This is a genomic window from Sphingobacterium puteale, assembly GCF_050986225.1.
GTDB classification, from domain to species: domain Bacteria; phylum Bacteroidota; class Bacteroidia; order Sphingobacteriales; family Sphingobacteriaceae; genus Sphingobacterium; species Sphingobacterium puteale.
Genome location: NZ_CP158959.1, coordinates 3,675,919 through 3,702,306, shown reverse-complemented (window position 1 = coordinate 3,702,306; position 26,388 = coordinate 3,675,919). Strand labels below are relative to the sequence as shown.

At 41.4% G+C, this 26,388-nt stretch carries 12 protein-coding genes; 2 read left to right on the top strand and 10 right to left on the bottom strand.

What is annotated here, in order from left to right; translation table 11 throughout:
• Window positions 1-58: 58 nt before the first annotated feature.
• From ABTV71_RS15805 to ABTV71_RS15765, 9 genes are all read right to left on the bottom strand, one after another.
• Window positions 59-1,696 (bottom strand): alpha-L-fucosidase, encoded by a 1,638-nt coding sequence (locus tag ABTV71_RS15805; protein WP_433900216.1) that lies wholly within the window; start codon window positions 1,694-1,696, stop codon window positions 59-61.
• 46 nt (window positions 1,697-1,742) lie between these two features.
• On the bottom strand, window positions 1,743-3,692 hold the full coding sequence (locus ABTV71_RS15800; protein WP_433900215.1) for a glycoside hydrolase family 97 protein: 1,950 nt from the start codon (window positions 3,690-3,692) through the stop codon (window positions 1,743-1,745).
• A gap of 35 nt (window positions 3,693-3,727) precedes the next feature.
• On the bottom strand, window positions 3,728-5,788 hold the full coding sequence (locus tag ABTV71_RS15795) for a beta-galactosidase (protein WP_433900214.1): 2,061 nt from the start codon (window positions 5,786-5,788) through the stop codon (window positions 3,728-3,730).
• 115 nt (window positions 5,789-5,903) lie between these two features.
• Window positions 5,904-7,115 carry a glycoside hydrolase family 5 protein gene (locus tag ABTV71_RS15790; RefSeq protein WP_433900213.1) on the bottom strand — a complete coding sequence of 404 codons (1,212 nt, stop codon included), beginning with the start codon at window positions 7,113-7,115 and terminating at the stop codon, window positions 5,904-5,906.
• 61 nt (window positions 7,116-7,176) lie between these two features.
• Window positions 7,177-9,090, bottom strand: coding sequence for a sialate O-acetylesterase (locus ABTV71_RS15785; protein ID WP_433900212.1), 1,914 nt, complete (start codon window positions 9,088-9,090; stop codon window positions 7,177-7,179).
• A gap of 3 nt (window positions 9,091-9,093) precedes the next feature.
• Window positions 9,094-10,686, bottom strand: a complete 1,593-nt coding sequence (locus tag ABTV71_RS15780) for a glycoside hydrolase family 43 protein (protein WP_433900211.1) — start codon at window positions 10,684-10,686, stop codon at window positions 9,094-9,096.
• A 99-nt stretch (window positions 10,687-10,785) separates the two neighbouring features.
• Window positions 10,786-12,240 carry a glycan-binding surface protein gene (locus ABTV71_RS15775; RefSeq protein ID WP_433900210.1) on the bottom strand — a complete coding sequence of 485 codons (1,455 nt, stop codon included), beginning with the start codon at window positions 12,238-12,240 and terminating at the stop codon, window positions 10,786-10,788.
• 9 nt (window positions 12,241-12,249) lie between these two features.
• Window positions 12,250-13,839: a RagB/SusD family nutrient uptake outer membrane protein gene (locus tag ABTV71_RS15770; RefSeq protein WP_433900209.1), complete on the bottom strand. Its 1,590-nt coding sequence runs from the start codon at window positions 13,837-13,839 to the stop codon at window positions 12,250-12,252.
• A 16-nt stretch (window positions 13,840-13,855) separates the two neighbouring features.
• Window positions 13,856-17,041, bottom strand: a complete 3,186-nt coding sequence (locus ABTV71_RS15765) for a SusC/RagA family TonB-linked outer membrane protein (RefSeq protein WP_433900208.1) — start codon at window positions 17,039-17,041, stop codon at window positions 13,856-13,858.
• Window positions 17,042-17,342: 301 nt separating this feature from the next.
• On the opposite strand from ABTV71_RS15765, the gene ABTV71_RS15760 reads away from it, so the two are divergent.
• Entirely contained in the window at window positions 17,343-21,479 is a 4,137-nt protein-coding gene (locus ABTV71_RS15760) for a hybrid sensor histidine kinase/response regulator transcription factor (RefSeq protein WP_433900207.1), read from the top strand.
• Window positions 21,480-21,908: 429 nt separating this feature from the next.
• On the opposite strand, the gene ABTV71_RS15755 is transcribed toward ABTV71_RS15760, so the two are convergent.
• Complete coding sequence (locus ABTV71_RS15755) at window positions 21,909-24,980, bottom strand: amino acid adenylation domain-containing protein (RefSeq protein WP_433900206.1); 3,072 nt, start codon at window positions 24,978-24,980, stop codon at window positions 21,909-21,911.
• A gap of 365 nt (window positions 24,981-25,345) precedes the next feature.
• On the opposite strand from ABTV71_RS15755, the gene ABTV71_RS15750 reads away from it, so the two are divergent.
• Window positions 25,346-26,386 carry a bifunctional transcriptional activator/DNA repair enzyme AdaA gene (locus ABTV71_RS15750; protein ID WP_433900205.1) on the top strand — a complete coding sequence of 347 codons (1,041 nt, stop codon included), beginning with the start codon at window positions 25,346-25,348 and terminating at the stop codon, window positions 26,384-26,386.
• The last annotated feature ends 2 nt before the right edge of the window (window positions 26,387-26,388 follow it).

Here is a 26,388-nt window from a genome sequence, read left to right as displayed (position 1 = left end):
CTTAGCCGATGTCCGGAGAAAGCCTTGCTGTATTATTTTTATAGTCCGAAGAAACGGTTTAGTAAATCTTCAAAACCAGCGAAATTTGATTTGGCATCTCCACCGGCAAGGTGACGGAAAGTGCCTCTTCATTTTGATGGAATATCAGTTTTTTCTTATGGCCCAATAGTGATACGGTTTTAACGCGCAGTGAAGGAACTGTTTTATTTTTCTTTCCCAAAGACTTTATCAAAATTCTTCCATCGGTTGGCCAAGCCATGATATGGGCATAAATGGCGTCTCCTTTCTGTACAAAACGGATATCTTCTGCGGTATAGGCATTGTCCTTATCTTCATTGAATCCAGCCGCGTTCAAAGGGCTCTTTTCTACTGTACTTGGTCCCTCACCATATATTTTCCAGGGGCGGGTATCAAAGATTCCTTCTTTATTGATTTGCATCCAGTCGCCTATCTCATGTAGAATTTTCTCTTCTTTATCGTCTATGCTGCCATCTCCCTTGATCGGAACGTTAAGCAGGAGGTTACCATTTTTACTGACAATATCAATAAGCATATGAATGACCTTTTTACTGGACTTGTAAGTGTTGTTTTCGTAGTCAGCTTTATTATAGTGCCAGCTACCCAGACAGGTACATGTCTGCCAGGCTTTTTCTTGAACTTGATCGGGCACGCCACGTTCGACATCCCATACCAAACACTCTTTTTGTTGTTCGGACAAAATTTTTCCAAACAGTACTGCATCGACCTTTCCTTTGTTTTTCTTGGCGTTACTATTATAAAAATGGGCGGCAATATCGAGTCCAACATTACTGATAGGCCACAAAGGGAGTGTCGTATCATCAAAATAGAGCAGGTCGGGTTGATAGGTGTCGATCATGTCGACTGTTCGTTGATAGAAATTATCGATATACTCCTGCGTCGGTATGGAGGCTCCATTATGCCAATCCCACTGCGCCCATAAAGATTTCACATCCTCACTTCCCTTGCTAAGGGGATGATTTTGACGGTAGAGTTCTTTGGGGTCATAGCCTTCCCACCATTTACCTTTTCCATCTTCTTTTGTCATGTTACCATCATAGGGAACGCCTTTGAGTGGACCAGATTGATCCGCTCGTTGAGCTGTTTCATACCATGTCCATGCATGGGAGGAATGAATGCTTACACCGAAGGGAAGGCTATTTTTCTTCGCGGCCTTTGACCAGGCGGCGAGGATATCACGTTTGGGCCCCATATTGACCGAATTCCATTTTTGATATTTGCTATCCCACAGATCGAAATTGTCGTGATGGTTTCCCATTGCAAAGAAATATTGTGCCCCGACCTTTTTGTACAATGCGACAAGTCTTTCAGGATCCCATTTTTCAGCTTTCCAGGTATTGATAACATCTTTAAATCCAGCCACAGAAGGATGTCCATAATTTTTTAGATGCGAATTATGCTGCCAGCTGCCTTCATCATACATGCCGCGGGCATACCAATCACCCTGTTCGGGCTGACATTGAGGTCCCCAGTGTGCCCAGATTCCGAACTTGGCATTGCGAAACCATTCAGGCGCTTCATATTGCGCCAGGGATTCCCAGGTAGGCTGAAATTTATCCGAAGAGGAGGCCGTTTCTCTTTTTTGTTGGGCGGACGCATTTAACGCCGTTCCGAGGACTGTAAAAAGTAATAGTGTTTTAAAAATATTCTTGTTCATCGTATGCTGTATTTTTATGTTGAATAGTGTATTTAATCTGTTAATGTTACTGTGGTTTGATAACCGCGGCATATCCGCCACCATTGACCATTGATATTTTTATTGACTTTCCAGCCTCGAATACCAGTGTTTCTTTATCAAGCTTTGTAGGTGTTGTTGCCGCATCTTTTGCATCCTGCCAATATTCCAGCACATATTTGCCTGTAGGCAGGAAATTGGTCGGTATCGTAATGGTGCGGGCCATGTTGTTGGTCATGGCACCGATAAACCAGTTTGTTTCCGAACGTTTGGCCATCACAATAAATTCCCCGGGGTAACCGTCTATGAAACGTGTATCATCCCATACTGTGGGTACGATCTGCAAAAAATCACTTCCAGGTTGGCCTAAAACATGCTTGGGGTGGTCGCAGAACACAGTCAAGGGACTTTCATATAGTATAAATTTGGCGAGTTCGGCACAACGGGTGTTCATTATCATGGTTGGTGACTGCTTCTTAAACTGGGCTGCGCTCACATTGAGAAAACCCCCTGGCGTATAATCCATAGGCCCTGCCAGCATGCGCGTAAAAGGTAAAGTAACGTTATGTGTAGGGATGATACGGTCAGAAAATTTGGCGTACTCTTCACCCAGCACACCTTCACGTGTGATCATATTGGGGTAGGTACGTTCGATGCCATCGGGTTTGTAGGCACCATGGAAGTTGACCATGAGTCGGTGCTCGGCTGCTTTTTTGATCACTTTATGGTACCAGTTTACCATCTCCTGATCGTCGCGGTCCATAAAATCTATTTTTACGCCGGCGATCCCCCAGCGCTCGTATAGTTCAAAGGCTTTTTCGAAGGCGTTGTTGCGGTTGGCATCGGTGCTGTACAGCCACAACCAGAGACGCACATTTTTCTTTCGGGCATAATCGAGTATTTCGGGCATATTGATTTGGGATGCCGGTTTGGTAATATCGGCCTGGGCTTGGTTGAACGGCCCATACCACTGCCAGTCGATCAGCATATAAGGCCATCCCTGTGCAGCAGCAAAATCTATATATTCTTTGATAACGGCGGTCTCCATTTTCACTTCGCCGCTCCACCAGTGGTCCCATGCGCAAAGTCCCGGTTTTATCCATGTGGGGTCTTCGATTGCGCAGGGTGGGTTGAGCGATTGAACAATTTCGGATTCGATAAATCGTCCAGGGTTATCGCCAATCATTACCACACGCCAAGGAGTCTTTATTTTGTCTGCAAAACGGGCTTTGATACCATCTTCTTTTTCACCCGGCAACGGAGAAAGTTTGGTTGTGAGCAGTGCCTGTCCTTTAGCATCAGCGGAGCTGCTACCGATATAAAATCCGGGATAATTGTCTATGTTCGCTTCGGTGATAGCCAGATAGTTTTCCCTGTCAACTTCAATCAATAAAGGAAGTCCGGTCAGGGTCTGATCGCTGAATCCGGCCAAGGGAACTTTATTGAATTCGCTTTCCTGGCTAGAGGTATAACGTAGCTTATATGTTGCTGCCCAAGCGTGAGCCTGACCAGCGACTGAAAAGCCGGTCATTTCGCTGGTGATGGCTCTGTTGCCTATTTTCGGGCTGCTGTACAATTGATAGCGAAAGGCTACCCCATTGTTATAGGCCCGAAAGAAGAGGTCCATCCGTCGTTTCTCGCCTTCCTTTTCGATCAGGGCAAGATGAGTTTCGTTCCACTGCATGTCGATATGGGCGTGTTTATTCTTTACGACTGGTCTCCAAGAATCGCGTTGACTGCTGGTTTTAGGAGTGCTTAGCAAGGTAAAGCCTCTATGCATGGCAGGTTCATCCTGTAGTTGAAAACCCATTGGCGAAGGGTGTATGACTTGCTTGTCCCTGTAGGATACGGAGTAGGAGAGCCCATCGGATAGGTCAATGTCCAAACAAATTTTTCCGTCAGGGGATTTTATTGTGTAAGTCTGTGCCGAGAGGCCCAACGATATTGCGAGAAATAGAATGATGATAAATGCTCTCATGATAATTAGTGAATATGTTGATAAGGGAATGTGAATTACTTTTCTTCCATGATATACACGTCCCAAGGGCCTAATAAGATCTGTTGACCTGCTTGCACCACATTGCCCGAAATAAGTTCTTTCGTTGGAGCACCTGTATATGTAATCTGTTTTGGTTGAGCACTATAATTAAATAGGTAATGTATCGCCTTGCCCCATTTATTCGTTCCCGAACGCTGAATGATTGGGAAAGTGTAGCTGTTGACGGCGGTAACCTTGGCCGCCGTAGCCGTTTCTCGGATAATCGCATTGAGCAATTCCTGTGAAGGATAGGTTCCGATATAGGTTAGCTTTCCTTTGCCGTATGTATTTTCTGTGATCACGGGCCTCTTTCCAAAGAAGGGGTGTTCGGCATAGGCCAAGGGTTTGGCAGTCTCAGTTTGTAAAAACTCGTACCAGTCGCCTATTTGGTTCTTGCTGGTCAATTGAAAAGGATTATCTTTCAGCTGCATATCGCCGATTGTGGAGAACTCTTGATAGTAGAATCCACAGGCTTTCCGCAATGGTCCGGGTGCTGCCGTGGCCCTAACGGCCGAGTGCTCGTCGCAATAGCCGCTTTTGTGCATCATGACGACATGGCCGCCCTCTTTTACAAATTTATCAATCGCCTGAAGCAGTTCATCCGTAGCGACATAAAGCGGAGGGATAACCAACATTGCATAGCCGTTAAAATCATAAATTTTATCGCATGGGATAATATCTGCTTCAATATTTTGAAAGTATAGTGATTTGTGGACCATGTCGATGGGGTAATTGTTTTTATAGGTATAAGGCATAAAGTTCAGTGCGTGGTATGAATCGTGGCTATACAAGATTGCTACTTTATTTTTCTTTTTCAAGTCGATAATATGATCCCCGATTTTTGCCAGCTCTTCTGCAGTAGTTTTAAACTCATTGTATATTCGATTCGGCTGCAGATCGTGTCCCAATATGCCGCGCCAATAGGTTTCCTGTCCATAATGTAGGGTAGACCAATGCCAGTATTCCACCATATTGGCACCTGAGGCATAATGGGCATACACGTTTTGCCGTAACTGTCTGTCGTAGGGTGGATACTGGGTGCGCGCGTCCCAACCTATTCCCTGAGCGTTGGTTTCCATCACGATGTAATTATTCTTGCCGACAGTGCGTACAAAATCACCTGCATAAGCGATGCGCTGCCCATCTTGTTTATCCTGTACGTCATGGTAAATATTGATGGCAGGATATTGCATCTGACGAAAACTTTCCACCTGATCTATATTGTGAAAATCAGGCATAAAGCAGTGGGTTATAAACTGATCTTTGCGCTTATATTCATTGACAATGTCGCATTGCCAGTTGAGAAAGTCAGCGACCTGTTTGCGGTTGTACCGCTCCCATTCGTTTTTATAGGAGGGATTGGTGACGCCATCGCGGGTATAGAATTCTTCCCAAGTCCGAATATTCATTCCCCAGTAGTTCATACCCCATGCTTTGTTGAGTAAATTGAGGTCATTGTTAAAACGGTTCTTTATGTAATTTCGAAATCCGATAAAATAATCCTGATTATTTACACCACGCGCTTCTGTTTCATTGTCTACCTGATAGCCAATTACCCCAGGATGCTTTGCATATCTTTCTATTAACTTGCGGATGATGCGTTCGCTGTAATATTTAAAAGTGGGATTGGTAAAATCTATATTCTGTCTGATACCATAATAAGCTTTATTACCGCGCTGATATTCTGCCAATACTTCGGGATGTGCGTGGGCTAGCCAGGCGGGAATCGAATAAGTCGGTGTTCCCAGTATGATGCTGATACCGGCCTGATGCATTTTGTCGATGATGCGGTCCATCCATTCAAATTCAAATATGCCTTCCCGTGGTTCAAATAGACCCCAGGCAGATTCGCCTATACGTATGACGTTGAGCCCTGCATTTTTCATTAAACGGATATCTTCCTCCAGTCGCTCGCTCGGCATATACTCGTGATAGTAGGCCGCACCGTAAAGGGGGCGATCAAACTTATATTGTGCCTCCACAAGTAGGGCTGTCAGAAACATCAGGCAAAAAAGTAAAATGTTTTTTGGTGTCATTGGTTTTAGTATCTGATTATGTTAAAAGTTAGAGACGCACATTGTACGTCTCTATGGGTCAATGTATTCAAAAGCTCATTGTTGTGCGTGATCCATAAGTTGCGAAAGGCAAACTTTATTTTTTATTGCGCGGGTATTTAGTAGGTATTGTCATCATTTGTTCCAAAAAGACGGGATCTTTAAATGTACTGGTTGTCCGATCATATTGCCCTGCTCCCTGAACATCCCAAAGCATCGGACACATGCCACGAGAATAGATGGCTTCAGTAACAGAAACGTTAAACAATCTCACCACTTCCTGCGTTCTATTCTTGGAGGAACAGGCATATTCGCCAATGACGACCGGTATCCCTTTGTCGACACAATTTTTCTTTAGCAGATCCATGTTGTCGTTAAGTTCCTTAAATTCTTGCGGCGTACCCCAAGAAGGGACACCAACTCCCCATCCTGCATCTTCACCATTGCCTAATATGGCAAATAATGGCGGAGTATAATAATGTACGGTTAACGCAAGATGTTTTGCCGGATCGGTAGGAATTTTGGTGAGTGGGTCAAAAGCATACTCCAGACCAGTATTGTAAATTTCGACCAGAAGATGGCGTTTTGCATTGTTACCGCCCGATTTTCTGACGATGTCCACAAAAAGTTGATTAAGTTCATTTACATAGCCGAATGCTTTTGCTTTTTCGGTCTGTCCTCCATTCCAAGGAGTCCATATCTCATCATAGCCGATTTCATTCATGGGTTCAAAGATCAGGTGATCACCATATTTCTCAAATCGGTTACAGAGTTGTTCCCAGATGGAAGTGAACTTTTTCTTGGCTTCATTGTCTGTTGGGACTTTTTTGACCCATTCATTCTCATGGTGCACATTTATAATAGCTACCAAACCGCAATCAAGTGTCCAATTTAAGATCGATTCGACTCTGTTCAGCAGATCCGGATGGATCCTGTAATTTTCCTCGTTTATCATCATGTTGCTCCAGGTGACTGGAATTCTCAGTGAAGAATAACCGGCTTCAGCATACCCTTCAATCATTTCTTTTGTAATGAGCGGGCTGCCCCATGCCGTTTCGTAATTGGAGATATTGCTTGGGTTGATCCAGCTGCCTGTCGCATCCAAGGCATTGCCTAGATTGATCCCTAAACCCATTTCATCAACCAATTGCCTGGTACTGAAATTTTCACGAATTGCGAATTTACTGTAAGCAGGTTTTAGTTCCTCTTTCTGTTCAGGTGTATGCAACTCTGTATTGGCCTTAATCTCTTTATTAGAGCATGCTGGAAGTATCAACAGCATGATGATGTAACTCAATAACTTTTTCATTGGATCAATTCTTATATTTATTTTTTGATTAAATTATGCAACTTATGGTCTAACGTTTTAGTCACTCATTACTGAAAGGCACAGCAGGTAAGCCCTCCTTATTGAATAAATTGACATCTGGGTTATTACTCCATGCATAGCGAACAAACTCAGGATTTAAAACCTGATCGGCATAGACAATTAATTTGTTGCCTTCTATATGCGCTTTGGCCCATACAAATTTTTTATCTGCTCCAGCGATGGCAAAACCTTCCACATAACCGTATTTGTTGTCAACCACGAGTCCTCCTCCGGTAGCATCAAAAGATATAACCAGTTTATTGCCTTCCTTTACCATCGATTTGAACATCGGCCCCGAATAGACAAGCTCTTTTTTGCCATAATCTTTGGCCAATGCAATTAAAGCGAGTCGTCGGCCGACTTCCTGCTTGTTGCGCGGATGGATATCATCTGCTTCACCAATATCGGTAATTACAGCCTGACCAGTATGTACAAGACGGAGGGTCCGAGTCTGTGCATCTCTCAGCTTTGCCCAGTCACTATCTTCAGGGGTTTTATCTTTGGCCATATAATTGGCCAATTGCACCCAATAGAAAGGGAAATCAAATTTCCAAAGTGATCGCCAATCCTGTATTAGATTGGGGAAGAGGGTACGGTAATCATAAGCCTGGCCGGCATTATGTTCGCCTTGGTACCAGATGACACCCCGAATGGTATACGGGATAATGGGATTGATCATGGCGTTAAAGAGCAAAGATGGAAACATATTTGGCGAAACTTCTTTATAGCCGTGCTGCTTGGTTGTGATGGCCTCTTTATAGTTCCATTCGCCATCAAGGGGGGATTTCTCTCCTTCAATTTCGAGATATAGCTGGGCAGGATTTCCGTAAAATCCGCCACCGCCACCGGTATCCATAATTTTTAGGGTAATAATATTTTCACCATCCTTTAAAACAGTTTTTGGGATATTGTAGCTCCTAGGAATGGTATATCCTTTTGTTTCACCCACTTTTACGCCGTTTATCCAACAGATATCATTGTCATCAATGGTTCCAAGATGTATAGACGCGGACTTGCTGGCACTACCCTTTGGAAGATGAATGCTACGTTTGAACCAAACAATGCCGTCGATATTATCCAATTTGGGTTCCCATAATTGTGGGACATTCATTTTTCCCCATGTTGATAAGCCCGTATTGTTTTCGTACCATTTCTCGGCTATCCCCGGATCGTTCGCTAAAGCCTGTTGATAGGCCTGTTTCTTTAATTCGTTTTCGCTCATAAAACTCTTTAGATCGCCTGTGGAAGCTTGTTTGTAGGGGGCGTTAAAATGTGCAGGCAGTTTGTTAAAGCTGTTTCCGCTGGTCCAGGTCTCGACACCTGTACCACCCCAGGAAGAATTTATTATTCCGACGGGTATACCTAGTTCCTGATAGAGCTTAAGGGCAAAGAAGTATCCTACAGCTGAAAAATCGCCCACGGTGGCTGGGGAACATATTTCCCATTTCCCGTTAAGATCTAGTTTGGGCACATCACTCATATTCTTTTCGACATTGAATGCCCGAATGTTCGGATAATTTGCCTGCCTGATTTCGCCGGTGGCATTATTGGAATTTTTTACGATCCATTCCATGTTAGATTGGCCGGAAGCAAGCCATACCTCGCCGACCAAGATATTTTTTAATAGGATCTGTTCCTTACGGCCTTTTATTTTTAAACGATACGGTCCTCCGTGTGAAGTAGGGGCTAAGGTGAGTTTCCATTGACCATTTTTATCGGCCTTTGTATTCAGGTTTTGCTGCATAAACTGGACATGGATCGTTTCATTTTTTTCAGCCCATCCCCATAATTTTATGGGATTGTCCCGTTGTAGGATCATGTTGTCGCCAAATATAGCGGGAAGCCTAAGCTCAGCTTTTAATAGAAACGCATGTAAGAAAAAAGCAATGAAAATTGGGAGATGTTTTAGATTCATATTTTATATTGTTTTATAGTCGAACCAGTCAAAGAATACTTTTGCGTTAGTCGGAATGCCATTGGAGGTGCTATAAAGCCCTATCATTACGCCAGTAAAGCCGCCAGCAACTTCGGTTGCAAGATACCGTGTGTCCAGTTTGCCGATTTCGCTGTAATTTTCACTATCGGGATTAGCTACCGAAAAGATATACTGTTGTGGAGTTCCTTCTACTCTTAATTTTTGTTGATTGCCCTGCACTATTCTTTCGGCGGCGATGTAGCTCAGTGAACCTACTTTAACGCGTAATTGAATGATATTCTGTTTTTTGTGTTTTATGATCAATAAATCATAATGATGGTTGTTGTTTTGGATTAATGTTATTCCAGCTTCTTCATTTTCCTTTGAAGATTCAAATTGCAGTAGTGTAGTAGCCGTAAAATTGTGTTCCGTTTGTCTTCTTAGGATTGCTGAGATCGGTTTGGCATCGTTTAGCGTATTTGGGGTAGTTTTTATCGTGAGCCATCCCTTTTTTTCGGATAGGGAATAATTGTCCCGTAGCGGATTTCTTAAATATTGCCATTCAAAACCAAGTTGTTGCTTGTCAAAATCGTTTCGAATAGCAGGTTTGCTGAACGGTTTCAACGGCAAAGTTGCCGTTTTCATGTCGAGGCTGATTGTTCCATTGCCATTGACCTGTGGCCATCCTCCTTGCGGCCAGTCCACAGGAGCAAGAAAAGTTTCACGCCCCAGGACGTGGTAATAGCTGTAGGGCTGTGTAACCCTGAAACCGAGGCAAACCAGCCACCAGCTGCCATCCTTGGCCTGGACCAGATCTGCATGCCCTACACCTTGAATGGGATTTGCCTGTCCAATTCTATTGGCATGCGTCAGGATCGGATTCAGTGGACTGGATTCATAGGGCCCAAGGATATTTTTGCTTCGCCCAATTGTTGCGCTATGCATGTATTCGGTACCGCCCTCCCCCAGAAGCAGGTAATAAAACCCGTCTTTTTTATAGAGATGTGGAGCTTCGGGAAAACGCCCACCGATACCGCTCCAGACTAAGTGTTCGGGGCCTATGACCTTGCCGGTTTTGATATCAATCTCCGTCACCCGAATCCCTTCATTTCCTTGCGTGACAAAATAGGTTTTACCGTCCTCGTCCCAAAATATATCAGGATCGATACTCTCGATGGCAACGTAGATCGGATCACTCCAGGGGCCAGTGGGATCAGTCGCCGTGCAAAAGAAATTGCCGCCTGATGATACATTGGTACAGATGACATAAAACAGGCCATCGTGATAGCGGATCGAAGGGGCAAATAAGCCGCCTGAAGCAGCTGCCTTTTCCAGCGGTAGCTGGGCATCCCGGGTGAGACAGTGACCTATCTGTTCCCAGTTGACAAGATCCTTACTATGATAAATCGGGAGGCCCGGAAAATATTCAAAGGACGAAGTAACTAGGTAATAGTCATCGTCTACACGACAGATACTTGGATCCGGATTGAACCCTTTGATAATAGGATTTGAAAAGCCAGTTTGTGCAATGACATAATGAAAGGCAATGGAAAATAGGGCGGAGATAATGACGTAAATTGACTTTTTAAATTTCATGTGTGTGTTTGTGAAAGATGATTGGTTACTAAAGGCCGTTATTAACGATTGCTCGTGTATCCGGCCTAGTTTTAAAGTGCGTATTTGTTGTAAATGGGTTTAGTTTTTGCTTGTGTCTATAATTCTAAAATTGTCGAAATAGATGTCTACCTTGACATTGGCATTGTCTGCTTTATTTTTTGTGAAAATGCTCAGTTCCGAGCTGGCTATGGCAGCAAAACTTCCGTAGTCGGCAACTGTCGTAAACCTATTGAGAAGGATGTCACAGGTCATCCATTTTCCAAGATTTGTTTTGTTGCTGTTTCGGTCGCGTGGCACATAATCTAACACCATTTTATCCCCGTTGCCTTTGAGCTGTAGGTCAAATGTCGCCGTCTCCAGAGGCTCATTAAGGAAGCATTCAAAGCGCAGTACAAGACTGCTAATAGGCGTATTGGCGGGTATTGTAGTTATTGTGGGGTAATTGCCTTTGTTGGACAGGTTGCCCCACCAATATTGCCATGCACCCGGTGATCCGAAGATGCGGTAAGCAGTCCCCGCTGTGAAGTAAGGTGGCTTGGTGCCGTCTGCCATTACAGGCATATTGTTGTCTCCCCACTCATAATGGCCTATTTCGTCCCAATTCAGGACAAGATTCTCAATAGGATAAAATAGCTTTGTTGAATTAGATTGCCCGCCAGCCGCATGAACCGTAATTGTACCGGATTTGATAGGGGCTTTAGGGAGTCGATAATAGATGGTATCTTGAGTTTTTGCTACCATAAGATCTTCACTTGGAATATCAAATTCTCCATTGATATTTAGTTTGGTCACGTTGATGAAGTTGACACCGGTAATAAACGCCTGGTCGCCAACAATAGGCATATCGCTGCTCCATGATTTTATTATTGGCGGCGAAACGTTAGTTGTGAAGGCTATGCTGACCGAATCTGTTATGCAGTAGACTGCCAGCCGGCCATCTTGGATACCTGATGGGATCTTTAATTCGATTTTATCATAGTCCTTACCGACTTCATATTCGGTAGCTGGTACGCTACCGCCAGTTGCGGTTTCGAATGCTATTTTTTTTACTTCATAAAAATTTAAACCATATATACTGAGCTTTTCACCAGCTTTGGCTGGATAATTTAATTCGATACGGCTGATCTGGGGTGCGGGAGAGTAGATATGGAAATTGAACCTCGCTTCACCGTGGCTCGTTTCTATCCGAATCTCATTGGGGAGATCCGGATTGGTGCCAGTCAGTAGCAAGTTGGCAGGAATGGAAATAATGGCGCTTGTTGACGTGCAGTAATTTGCATTAAATCCAATCTGTTGATCATTAATATAAATTTTTTGTATACCGTCAAGATTTTTTCCGGCAATAGCAATCATTGTGCCCGGAAATGCACCTGTAAAGGTGCTATCAGCTTTTTCAGGATCTGTCAGTCGTATGTGGGTTATCTCTGGGGGCATTGTCAGATCATTGTTGCGGCTACATGATAGTATAGACAGCATAATAAATGCGATGAACACTAATAATATAAAGCGATTGTTATCATATATTGCTTTCATAATTCTCTATTAATTATTAAAAGGATAAGCCTGTGGTTCGTCTTTTAACTTCGGATTCTGTATGAGATCATTCTCAGGATAAGGAAAGAAGATGTTGTTTGCTGTCACGACCACAGGCACTGCGGGTGCTGTGGGATCTTCGAAAATAAGATTCCCGTCTTCATCCTTCGTAATGGAGGCCGTTGACCAGCCCCGTTGCTGATCATTAAAATATTTCAGCATTTTTTCAGGCTTGTAGCAATACCAGCTGACCATATCATACCAGTTGGTATACTCCATCGCAAATTCAACACGTCGTTCTTTGATGATGTCATCCAATGTAATTGAAGTTTTTCTCCCGATTTTGGCCCGATCCCTTACCTTGTTAAAGTAGCTTAAAGCTTCACCACCGCTGAGTGTAGTATTATTTCCCAGACTAGCTTCAGCATAGGTCAAGTATACATCTGCCAATCGTAAAATATAGGTGTTGAGTGGCGAACTCATCGACTGTACAAAGCCATCATTATCATCATTTGGTCCGCCGATTACCCCTTTTTTTATGGATGCTCCTGCATTAGGATAAGAATAACCGCCTTTATCAATGGCGATATAGGGATAGAGGGAGTGCTGGGTAAAATAGGTGGCATTTCTCCGGAGCGTATCGGCACGTTCGTATTGTCTGAGCATGTCGATCGTTCCGTTCAGCCCGCCGCCCCAAACATTGACACCACCTGTAACATCGGATGAAAATGCCAGATCAGCTAAGAGCGTATTGCAGACGCCCCAGTCGCCAAGTGGTACCCATTGCATGGCAATAAGCGATTCGGGATTATTATTATGTTTGTATTTGAACAGATCTTCATATTTAGGATATAGTTCCAGTCCACTATTTATACAGACATCCTGTGCGTATTCTTTTGCTTTGGCAAGATCGGCTTCATTTCGGGTGCCACCGGTTTTCCAACCCGCGCGGGAGAGGTATACCTTGGCGAGCATACCTTTGGCGCCCCAGCTTGTTGCCCGGCCTTTATCAGCTTTATCCGGAAGGTTTTGAACGGCAAAACTGAGGTCATCGATGATAAACCGAAAAATATCTTCTTCCCGATGCCTTGGCTGCATAGGGTCTTTGATCACGGCATCATTGTTTTCGATCAATATAACAGGCCCCCAAGTACGCAAAAGATAAAAATATGCTATACCGCGCATAAGTCGTGCTTCTGCGATAGCTACGTTCTTTTGTATCTCAGTGACATTGATCGCCTTGTTTTTAACCGCGACGATGATGGCATTCGACATCGTTACGACACCATAGAATGACTTCCAGGAATCCGAAAGCCCATCGTCAAGTGATGTCACCGTGAATAGGGTATAAGAGGGGTTCATATAAGGATTATAGCCATCATTTGCCCTTAAGCTTCCAATGGCAACAGCAGGTCGCTTATTATAGTCAAACCATGCTCTGTTGTAGAGTGGAGCTGTGGCTGCTTTCAATGCCTCGGGGGATGTATAGAAGGTTGCGTCCACATATGCACCTTCAGGCTCCCGTTCAAGGAAGCTTTTGTTGCAGGAATGTAGAACAACGGTAGCCATCAATGAGGCTATCAAGAATAGCTTTTTCATAATTCAGTAGTTAATATTAAAACATGAAGTTTAAACCGAAGGTATAGATACGCTGTGAGGGATATCTCGCATAATCTATTCCTTTCAATAAAACATTTTGGTTGTAGGATCCTATTTCCGGGTCATAGCCCGAATACTTTGTCCAGGTGAAAAGATTTTGAATATTGACGTATAACCTGAGATTTTCAATTTGATATTTTTTCAAAAGCTTTTGTGGGAAGGTATACCCCAGTGAAATATTTTTCAAGCGCAAATAGGAGCCATCTTCGATAAATCTATTGCTCATGCGGCTATTGTCATTCGCATCACTGACGGTAATACGCTGAATGCTCGCGTTAGGGTTAGAAACCCGTACATTGGCAATATCCTGGTCGGAACCGCTAGGATCAATCGTTTCGATCTGGGCAATTCCCGTCGTTTCTTTGAGCATACCCGAATTGTTCATTGGGTTCGTAAAATCCTTGCGCAATTGATTATATATCTTGTTTCCATAGACGGCATTCAGAAAGATATTCAGGTCAAATCCTTTGTAGGCTAGATAATTGTTCAGTCCGAGGATAAACTTAGGGTCCGGATTGCCTATAAAATCGCGGTCTTGCTCATCGATTTTACCGTCTTTGTTTTTATCTTCGAAGATAAAATCGCCAACCCAAATCTCGTTGATACCTATATTTTTGTCTTTGGGAAGAGCCACAGGTATTTTTTTGCCATCTTGATCTAACACGGGGTTATTGTGACTATCCTTGCGGTAAAAATCACTTTCGTTCTGGAACATGCCAACCACATTATAACCATAGAATTGGCCAACAGGATTTCCAACCTTGGTCATTGTAAAGGTTTCGGCTCCTATTTTTCCTTGAATCGCAGCAGCCTCGGTATATAGGTGCGTTACACGGTTTCTGTTCATGGAAAATGTCAATCCCGACTTCCAGAATAATCCATTTTTATTGATATTTACGGTGTTTAAGCTAAGTTCAACCCCTTTATTGCTCATCGAACCAGCATTAACCCAGGGGGCCGAAATAAGGCCGCTGATATAGTCTGGCAATACAGCCTGCATCAATAGATTGTCGATTTTCTTTAAATAAACCTCGGTCGTCAGTTCAATCCTGTTTTTAAATAGACTGAGATCCACACCGACATTATAGGCGTTGGTTTTTTCCCATTTCAGGTCAGGATTGGGAAAATTGGCAGGATAGAAACCTGTGCCCCATATGGATGCAGCTGACGCCATTGTCACGCCATAGGCATATGAGCTTGCCGCCTGATTACCGACAAGCCCCCAGCCTAGCCTTAGTTTTAGATTCTCGATTGTGGAATTTTCCTTTAAGAAAGATTCATTTTTAATCTTCCAAGCTGCTGCAAGAGAGGGAAATGTTCCCCAGCGGTTGTTGACGCCAAATTTGTCCGACCCGTCTCTGCGAAAAGTAGCAGTCAAGAGATACCTATCGTCAAATCCATAATTGAAACGTCCGAAATAAGATTCAATGGCGCCCGAACTTCTTGAGCTGCTATTTTTGGCTGTCTTTGAATCACCGGCATCCAGTTCATGGACAGAATTTAAAAAATAATTAGTTCGGCTTCCAGACAATGACTCCCATCTGTTTTCCTGTGCCTCATGCCCGACCATAATTGTGAGATTGTGTTTTTCGGAAAAATATTTATTATAGGTCAGATAAGTCTTAAAGTTTGTAAAAGAGCCATTACTTGCAAATCTTGCCCCCGCAGATTGTTGCTTGAAATTGCCATAATCATACGATGGCGTGAATTGGTAGGAATTGGAATAATTATAGTTTCCATTACCTTCGATCCGGAGTACAAGATCTTTGATGGGAGAGATATCTGTATAGGCGTTGACACTGATTTGTGAGCCTTTCGCATAATTTTCCCGAGTAAGCGCTTCTTCCAATGGGTTAGCGAAATAGGTACCATACATATTTTCCTGTTGTGTTCCCCAGGTTCCATCTGGATTTTTTGCTGGAACTTCCGGCAATTGTCGAATGGCGAGTGAAATGATTCCTCCATTGTCAATGGTGTTTCTGTTTTTTGTTTTCGCCGTATAGGCATTGATTCCAACTGTTAGCCATTTGTTGATTTTCGAATCGAAGTTCATCCGCAAGGAGTAGCGTTCAAAACTTGATCCTTGTGCGATACCTTGTTGGTCAAGGTATCCGCCAGCGATCGCAAATTTATTTTGTTCGGTTCCACCGGAAATGTTCAATTGATGGTTGTGCATCAATGAGGTTCGAAATATTTCCTTTTGCCAATTCGTTCCTTCACCTAACAAGGATGGATCTTTAAATTCGTCTCGATCACCAAAGCCAATGACTTTGCTGCGCAGATTTTGATACACCGCATATTCGCGCAGGTTGAGGACGTCCAGTATATTGGGCAGCTGTTGAAGGCCCACATATCCTTCATAGCTCAATTTGGTTTTTCCGGCTAATCCGCGTTTCGTTGTAATCAGCACAACACCATTTGCTGCTCGGGTTCCATAGATGGCGGCAGCTGAAGCGTCTTTCAATATTTCCATGGATTCTATATCTGATGGATTAATCGACGAGAGTGCACTGGAATTGTCTCTGGTATTGCCATCTATGGGAATTCCATCGATAACATATAAGGGCTCATTACCACTGAACGAATTTGTACCACGGATGCTGACCGATATTCCGCCCCCCGGTGCTCCAGAGTTCTGGGTCACGGAAACACCTGCGGCACGCCCCTGGAGGGCTTGGTCCAATGATGTACTTACCGATTTGCTTATATCGTCTGCCGTTACAGAGACAACAGATCCGGTTAGGTCACTTCGCCTCATTTTTCCATATCCCACGACAACGACTTCACCCATTTCTTGTATATTTTCCGTTAGCTGAATATTTTGCTGATTGTTCGTTACTTTTATTTCTTGGGTATGGAATCCCAAGTGTTTGAAAATGAGTGTACTTCCTTTTGCTGTTGAAATGGCATATCTCCCGTTTTCATCGGAAGAAGTTACCCAATTTGTTCCCTTGACCTTGACTGAAACATTGGTTAATGGAACTCCGGTGGCTTTGTTCGTAATCAATCCGGAGACATTGATTTTTGTTCCCTGAGCCATTAAGGAGTTGACAAAAAGGAAAAGTAAGGCCATTGACATGAGATACTCCCAATGTCGTAATTTGGGCCAAAAAAACTTTTGAGATCCGTTTTTTGATTTCATGGTTAATTTAAGTTTATAATTTGTTTGGTTATTATCCCCAGAAAGGGATGATTAAAATTAGGAATAGAAAATTGTGTTAATAGGGTTCAAATGTTGCAGAAAAGAGGGCAAAATGTTTATAAAACTAGGCATAGTAGCGATTGTTGAGAAGATGTGGCCGGTAATCCCGATGAATCTTTTTCGGAAGGGTAGGTTTTGTAAGGTGTCCAAATGTTTCAGGTTAGGGTATAAAATGATTACTTATGCTGTAAAGGTTTGATAAAATCTGTATTTTAACGCTTAGTTCTTGAGACGATAACCAATGAAACAACTATTCTTTCTGATTTTACTTTTTTCTGCCATATCCAGCTTTGGGCAAGCTTATAAATTTGCACAATTAAATACACGTAATGGAATTGTTGGAAATGAGGTGGTTGCTATCTATAAAGATAGTAGGGGTTTTGTATGGTTTGCAACCAACACAGGTCTAAATAGATATGACGGTGAGCGAATCAAAGTATTCAATCGGAGCAGTGACGCACTGGCAGATAGCCATTATGATGCAATGAAAAAAATTGTTGAAGATGAAAAAGGGAATCTCTGGATGTTGGGCAATAAGTATGTGATGTTTGACTGGCGTAAGGAGGTTTTTGTCAACAATACGGATTCGATTCTTGAACAGATGGGCCTTCCTTCAAACCCCGTTTCGATTCAGATAGATGAGCTTAAAAATTTTATTGTCGCCTATGCGGATAAAGGGGTATATAAATTTCAACCCAAAACGAAGAAACTTGTGGCCTATAAACCGTTGAATGATCCAACAACCATCCTGTCTACTGAGATTGTCGAGATCGCGGTAAAAGGTCCATTCGTGTGGATACTCCATAAAGATGGGCTACTGGAGCGTTTAAATTGCAGCACTGGAAAAGTCGATTTACGTAAAAATCAGCTGAAGCGTACACCGATAAACTCTTTGATTCCAAAACGCATTTTTATCGATTCAGACAATATGGTCTGGATATATCCCGGGTTGAATAATAAGGGGGCAGTTTGCTATAATGAGACAAACGATCAATGGAAGCAGCTCGATATCGACAGTAAACCGGCACTTTCCAATTCATTTGTCCGCGGAATCATATCGGATCATCAGGGATTATTATGGATTGCAACCGATCATGGGGGAATCAATTTATTTGATAAAAAAAAGAACACAGTCAAGGTCATTCAGCACGAAGAATATAACAGCAGTTCACTTGGTCAGAATTCCATCGTCAGCTTGTATTGTGACCCTGAGGGAATCGTTTGGGCGGGTACTTATAAAAACGGGGTTTCTTATTATCATCCGAATATGTTCAAGTTTCCAATTACGGGAATAGGAAATGGATCCAATCGTGGAAATACTATTTTTGATTGTAGCAGCATCATCAAAGACAAAGATGATAATCTGTGGTTAGGAACCAATGGTAAAGGGCTTATCAAGTTAAATGAACAAAGTGGAGAAAGCCACTTTTTTAAGAATAAACGTGGCGACGATAGTAGTCTATCTTCGGATATTGTAACTGCTCTTTTTGAAGACCATACAAAAAGAATATGGGTGGGGACTTTTATGGGCGGGTTGAATGTGTATGATGGCCAGAGATTTACGCAGTATAAAGTTGAGGGAAAAAAGAAAAAAGGTCTTTCTAACCTGAGTGTTTATGGTTTAACGGAAGATTCGGGTCATCATTTATGGATCGCAACGCTAGGAGGAGGGATTGACCGATTAGATCCAAGCCGCAGTATATTCAGCAATTTTAATAGGGAAAATAGCAAGTTACGTTCTGATTTCATGTTGTCGGCCTTTCAGGGGGGAGATGGCATAATTAGCTTCAGTTCGGATATCGGCGTGTATAAAATTGGCCCTGATCAGACCATATTACCCTATTTCTCAAATCCTGATTTTCAGGATAAGGCATCAGCCGTACCTGTGTACCAGCTTATGAAGGATTCAAAAGGACGTATTTGGCTGGCAACAAAAAGGGGAATAAAGATTTTCGATCTTAGTCGGGGCGACTGTAGTATGCTGACACTGGCAGACGGTTTATCCAGCGATGACGTACGCTCATTGGCCGAGGATCAGGATGGATATATTTGGGCGGGTACAAGCTATGGACTCAACCGCATACAATACATGTCGGGTGAAGGAGGCAAACATAAAAGCATTGTTTTGGCCTTCGATCTGAGCGACGGGCTGACAGGTATGGTTTTTAATCCCAATGCGGTATACACGGATAAAACAGGTAAAATTTATATGGGTACCACGGAAGGCTATGTTGGCTTTTATCCAAGAAAGATTCCTGTCAATAAAAGTGTTCCCCGTGCACGATTCACTGAGTTTTTATTGTCTAATGAGCTCATAAATCCCGGTGATAAAAGAAATGATCACCTGGTGCTTCCTCGTTCCATTGTCGACATCGATCAGATCGTCCTCAAATACAATGAAACAAATTTTACCATTCGTTTTTCGGCATTCAACTTTATACATCCCGAGAAAAATAGATATAGGTATAAATTGGAAGGCATCGATAAAGAATGGATAGAAACATCCCGTAGTACCGGATTTGCATCCTATTCCAATCTTAATCCGGGCCATTATGTGCTTAAGGTCTATGCAGGCAACGAAGACAATGTTTGGTCACCGACAGCCATAGTGATGCACATTATAGTCAAACCGCCATTTTGGTTTTCCTGGTGGGCGATTGTTTTTTATATCATGGCTTTTATCGGCCTTGTCCGCTTTTTTATCCGGTATCGTTTAAAGCGAAAACAGGACCAATTGGACCAAGACGTACGTATGTTGGAAGCGGACAAACTGCATGAAATTGACCAGATAAAATTGAAGTTTTTTACTAATATCAGCCACGAATTTAAGACACCATTGTCACTGATCATCAGTCCGCTCGAGATGCTGCTGAAAGACTCCACTTATCCCGAACAGCGGACAGTACTGGGGGTGATGTATAAAAATGCGCAAAAACTGCTGACCATGGTCAATGATATATTGGATTTTAGAAAACTTGATCAGGACAAAGCAAAGCTAAATATATCGTCGGGTAATATCGTCGAATTTGTAAGAGAAATCTGTACCTCATTTCTCTCTATAGCTGCTGAAAAATCTATCAAACTTACATTCACAGCCAATTATCACTATGTTGATATGCGGTTTGATAAGGATAAAATGTATATGGTGTTGTCAAATTTAATATCGAATGCTTTTAAGTACACGAAGAGCAAAGGACATGTGGATGTCCAGATTGATATATCTGAGATGGTTGTCGACAATCATATTGACAAACAGTTGATAATCCGTATTTGTGATACTGGTATAGGGATTGCAAAAGAAGATCTGGATCTTATTTTTGACCGTTTCTATCGAATCGAGTCCAACGAAACACATGGTATAGCAGGGACTGGTGTTGGACTTCATATCGTCAGTGAATTTGTGAAACTGCATTCTGGCACCATCGAAGTTGAAAGCGAACTGGGTAAAGGCACAACCTTTACAGTCCATCTACCGATGCCCAATGAATCTGATATCATAAACAAGCAAGATGTAATCTATTCTGGTGCTGAAATAGAACAGTATGATCAGGAGATCGCCGAAAAAGAGAAGGAAACGTTTGTGGACGCAGGCTCTGGCATTTATACGCTGCTGATTATTGATGATAACGAGGATTTTCGTTTGTTTTTAAAGGATCTGTTTCACGGCGATTACAGGATTCTGTCTGCAAAGGATGGACAAGAGGGATATAATCTTGCTGTTGAACATATTCCGGATATTGTTCTTTGTGATGTGATGATGCCAAATGTAGACGGATATGAGTTTTGTCGAAAGATTAAGCAGGATATAAGGACTTCGCATATCCCCGTTGTGCTTCTCACGGCAAAGTGTTCAGATGAAAATCAATACCAAGGTATGGAAGCCGGTGCTGACGCCTATATTTCCAAACCTTTTAATATCGATATTCTTCGTGTTACCCTCGCTAACATCGCTAAAATGCAAAAGCAGCTTCAGCAGAAGTTTAAATCGAAAATTGATATTTCCACAACGAAGCCGGAGATCGTTTCAATGGATCAGAAGTTTATACAAAAAGCTGTGTCCATTGTGGAGGCCAATATCGCAAGAACAGATTTCTTGGTTGAAGATCTATGTCAGGAAATGGCGATGAGCAGAGTGAATTTTTATAAAAAGACACTCGCTTTGACGGATAAAACACCATCGGAATTTATTCGTTTTATTAGGCTAAAAAGAGCGGCGGAATTGCTCGAAAAAAGTCAGATGTACGTGAATGAGGTTGCGTTTCTTGTCGGATTTAATGAAACCAAATATTTTAGAAAGTATTTTAAGGAAGAATTTGGAATGACGCCCAACGAGTATAAGAAAGTTATAGCAAATAATATACAGGAGTCGGAAAATTGATTTCATGTTTGAGTTCACACTTGGTGAGTTATTTTTAAACAACACCGATAGAACGGGTTTCTAATAAACGAAATCCTACAAAACTTGTTGCACCCGAAAAAAATATTCTTAGGATGCCGTCGGCTATTAGGACAGGACTTAAAAATAGGCAATGAAAAAAACGTTTTTTTGGTATTTGCTCCTTCCATTTTCAGAGACAAAAGTAACTATGAAAATATTGATATTGGAATGCGACTGCCGAAAGCTTTCCAATCTTCCGGCAGTCGCATGTTGTGCTGTCTAATATCAACTATAAATAATATATGCTTTTTAAATATGAATTCACATTATTTCTTATGAGAATGCTGAAATTTCGTAATTATCTACATTTCACTTTTTACAATTAGCTTTGATCAATATTTGAAATTCTTTACTAAGAATAACCAATCGCTAAAGAACTCCCATGAATTCCAAATATGGTGTCATCAGCTTTTTATCAAAAGCAGGTGGAATTAAATCGGTGTCTGCTAAAAACTGCTGTGTATTGCTTCTATCATAATAGTAAGTGTTTTCGTAGGCCTCTACCAGTGACTTTCCTTCATGTATATCTTCTGTAAACAAGCTCAATAAAGGATAAAGTGGTAGTTTACTATCATATTTCCATTGATTGAGCCACTGATGGTATTCCATTCCTTTTAATTTGATATCGTAATATTCATTTATTTTGGCGCAGAAATCTGTTAGCGACACATCATTTTCAGGTAAAGGAGAAAGATGGAAATTTAGTCCGACTGCATCTTTTTTCCTGCTGATATGCGTGATTGCCTTACACATATAGTCTACAGTTGTAAGTTCATCTTTTAATCCCATGACAAGAGGAAATGAATTAAGTTCAATACAGCTTCTAATAAGTGATCCCCACCACTGGTTCATCACGGTAGCTCCTGATGTACTATGACAAACCGCAAAACCTAACCTGAAATTTGTAATCGGAAGCCCCTTTTGTCTAGCTTTCTCGGAAATACTCTCCATTACCCATTTGCTTTTTATATATCCTAGATCTCTTGAAACTGCTGCCATATTCTGATCGATAGAATCATCTTCATACATCCATGTTTTCTTTGTGAAAGGTCTTCCCCAGCTAAATACACCCATGGAAGACAGTAGCATTAAAAATTTTATTTTGCCCGTGACAGCGAGATCAATGATATTATGCAAACCATCTATATTTGATTTTTTAATTAACGAATATGGCTGTACATAACTTACTGAGCTTCCAGAATGATAAATGATTTCGATATGATTGGTAATTAAACTGTAATTTTCACTGTCCATTCCGAAATGGGGCAGAGATAAGTCTCCAGTCATCGCGATAACACGGCTATCATAATCGGACGACCATGATAATTTAAATTTTTCAAAAGTAGCTTTTATACGCTTCAGGCCGCCTTCTGAGGAAGATGCACGTACTAAACAATAAATATTTGCCGACGTCTGCAGCAATAGTTCTTCCAATAAATGAGATCCGACAAAACCTGTTGTACCCGTTAAAAAAATATTTTTAGGATTCTTCAAAACATCAGGATCTGGCGATTGGTCTATATTAAATTCTATGTGTAGTTCAGCATCTTTTATTAATTCGCTGATCATCATTTCAGCTTTGTTTTTTTGCGAAATTTCTGTTTTCACCATTCTGTTTTTAACCTCCTTAACAAAAGCTGAAATTGTAGTGTAAATATAAAGTTCTGGCAGAGTGATCAAATTTCTCACATGTTCGGGAAGCAACATATGTAATTGGGCGAGCATTAGGGAATGGCCTCCTAGTTCAAAAAAATCATCTTCTTCATTAACATTTTCAAGCGAAAGAAGGTCTTTCCAAATGTGCATTACTCCTTGGGCTAAATTATCTTCTTTCCATTTCGGCAGATAATTATTTTTTGTTTGATTTTCGGGAATTTCCAAAAGTTTTTTATCTATTTTTCCGGCGTGGTTCAAGGGCATTTGATCGACAACGAAGATCTTATCCGGAAGCATATAAGAAGGCATTACCTGTTGTAATTTAGCCTTTATATTTTGTGAAATTTTTACCTGATTTTCATTTGTCGCAAGCTGAATAAAAGCAATTAATAGTGGCGAACCATTTTCTTTTCTCTGAACTTTAACAGCACTTTTGGTGATCTGCGGTAATTTTGACATATTATATTCAATCTCGGCAAGTTCTATCCTGTACCCCCTGATTTTAACTTGATCGTCTTTTCGTCCATAAAACTCAAGATTTCCGTCTTCTCGGCGTAGAGCCATGTCTCCGGTTTTATAAAGCTTTTTACCATAATTTAATTGATTCAATAACCATTCGGGAGCCTGTATAAAAGATTTTTGAGTATCTTCTTCACGATGTAAATATCCTAACGCCAATTGAGGACCTCCGATATAAATTTCGCCAACTGTACCATCCATTACAGGTTTCAGATTTTCGTCTAATAGAAACACATTGACAAACGGCATTGCAGTCCCGATAATTTTTGGATTAATCTGTTCTATAAATTCATAATTACTTACCGCGACCGTAGCTTCCGTTGGTCCATAACTGTTGATCAAACGAATCCTTTTATACCATGCTTTTACCGTATTTTCGGTACAGGCTTCACCACCAATGGCTATGGTATGTAGATTACCTAAAGGTTTGTTTAACGGCAGGGATGCCAAAACCATGGGAGGCATCAACGGAACGGTATCGATATGATGATTAACAATAAAATCCAAAAGTGGTTCACCCACAATTTTATTATTCGGATACAAATGAATGGTGGCTCCACTGATCAAAGGTGTCCAAATATCTATTATAGCAGCATCAAAGCTCGGAGAAGCGAATTGCAGGGTAACATTATCAACGGATAAGTTTAAAACTTTCGCCTGATATTTTACAAAAGTATAAAAAGAATCATGTGAAATGATGACTCCCTTGGGTAATCCTGTACTACCTGATGTGTAAATTACATAAGCCGGATTTTCAGGAGCAATATCGATTAAAAGATTCTCGTTTGGCATTTTTTTTAAACTTTCGCCAACAACTAAAGAGTCCAATACAATACTGGGAATTTGGTCATTATTGACTTTATCAAGAAACTGGTCTACAGTGAGCATCAGTTTGATTTTTGAATCATCAATCATCATCTGCATTCGGGCCTGCGGTAGTTCCCCATCAATAGGTAAATAGGTGGAACCCGCTTTTAAAATAGCTAAAAAAGCTATGATACGGTTTGTTGATTGGGGGATACAAACACCGATCAATCCCCCTTTTTCAATGCCTTGGGTTTGCAAATAGCGCGCTAATTGATTTGCCTTATCATTTAACGCTTCATAGCTAGTCTTTTCATAACCATCTACAATTGCAGTTTTTTCAGGGTGCTCCTGTACGATTTTTTGAATTTGTTTTACAATATCGATAGCATTGTTTTTGAAATTCCTTTCCGAAAAATCATTCGGATAATGATTAATTGCATTGACTGTTTCTTTTTTCATGGTTTAAAATTTTATATTAGGTTTGTATATAAAATTAATAAAAAATATATTTCAAATTGTTATTATAAATTAAATTTTAAATCCTTAATAAGGATTACACTTTTTTTTGCTTTTAGAATACCGCAAAATTTTATTTTAAACCAAGTTTTAAACTAATTTTAAATTATTGAAAACAATTCATTAACAAAAGACTTTTTCTTAACCTTAATAAATAACAAGAGGTCAGTCCGACGCCTTGCTTGAAAACTTTAATTCACCCATATCGCCGAATTCTCCAGATGAGAAAAAAATACTTGTTAATTTTTCGGTTGTGAATGGATTCTAACACTGGTAAATTTGTTTCATAAATCATAGGTAATTGTATTATGGAATTAAGTTTTGAGCAGATGTATCAGGCAATACTAGACAAAGACATCAGGTATGAAGGAGTGTTTTTTACTGCCGTAAGGACAACAGGTATTTTTTGTCGGCCATCTTGTACCGCAAGAAAACCGAAACCTGAGAATATCGAATTTTTCAGGTCGACTAAGGAATGCATCCTTCGTGGATATCGGGCATGTAAAGTATGTCATCCACTTGAACTGTTGAGCGAAACGCCTTCCTATATCAAAAAGATTATCTCCGAGTTATCTGCGGATCCAAGCTTAAAATTTAAAGACTATGATTTACGTCAGCGTGGTGTCGAGCCCCATCAGTTGAGACGCTGGTTTTTAAAAAACCACCGTATGACATTTCACGCTTATCAGCGAATGTTCCGGATAAATTCAGCGTTTAAAAAGATCCAAAACGGCGAATCTGTAACAGACGTCGCTTTTAATTCAGGATACGAATCACTTAGCGGTTTTGGGGACTCTTTTAAACATATCTTTGGAGTTTCCCCTAAAAAAAGTAAACAACAAAATATAATTGATCTTAAAAGGATAGAAACTCCCTTGGGTACAATGTATGCCTGCGCTGTAACGCAAGGCGTATGTCTACTCGAGTTTACAGATCGGAAAATGCTCGAAACAGAATTTAAAAGTTTGGCAAAAACACTAAACGCAACGATCGTGCAGGGGAACAATCCCCATTTTCCCTTGTTGGAAAAAGAGCTCAGAGAGTATTTTGAAGGAAACCGGCAAGAATTTACAGTACCACTATATAGCCCCGGAACGGTGTTCCAGAACAGGGTATGGGAAGCGCTTAAAAACATTCCCTATGGCGAAACTAAGACCTATAAGCAACAGGCAATCGCTATCGGCAGCGCAGATTCGGTGCGGGCGGTCGCAAATGCGAACGGATTGAATAAAATTTCGATCTTAATACCCTGTCATCGCGTCGTTGGAACAGACGGAAGCCTGACCGGTTATGGAGGCGGTATCTGGCGTAAAAAATGGCTTTTGGAATTGGAGAGCAAAAAATCCTAGGC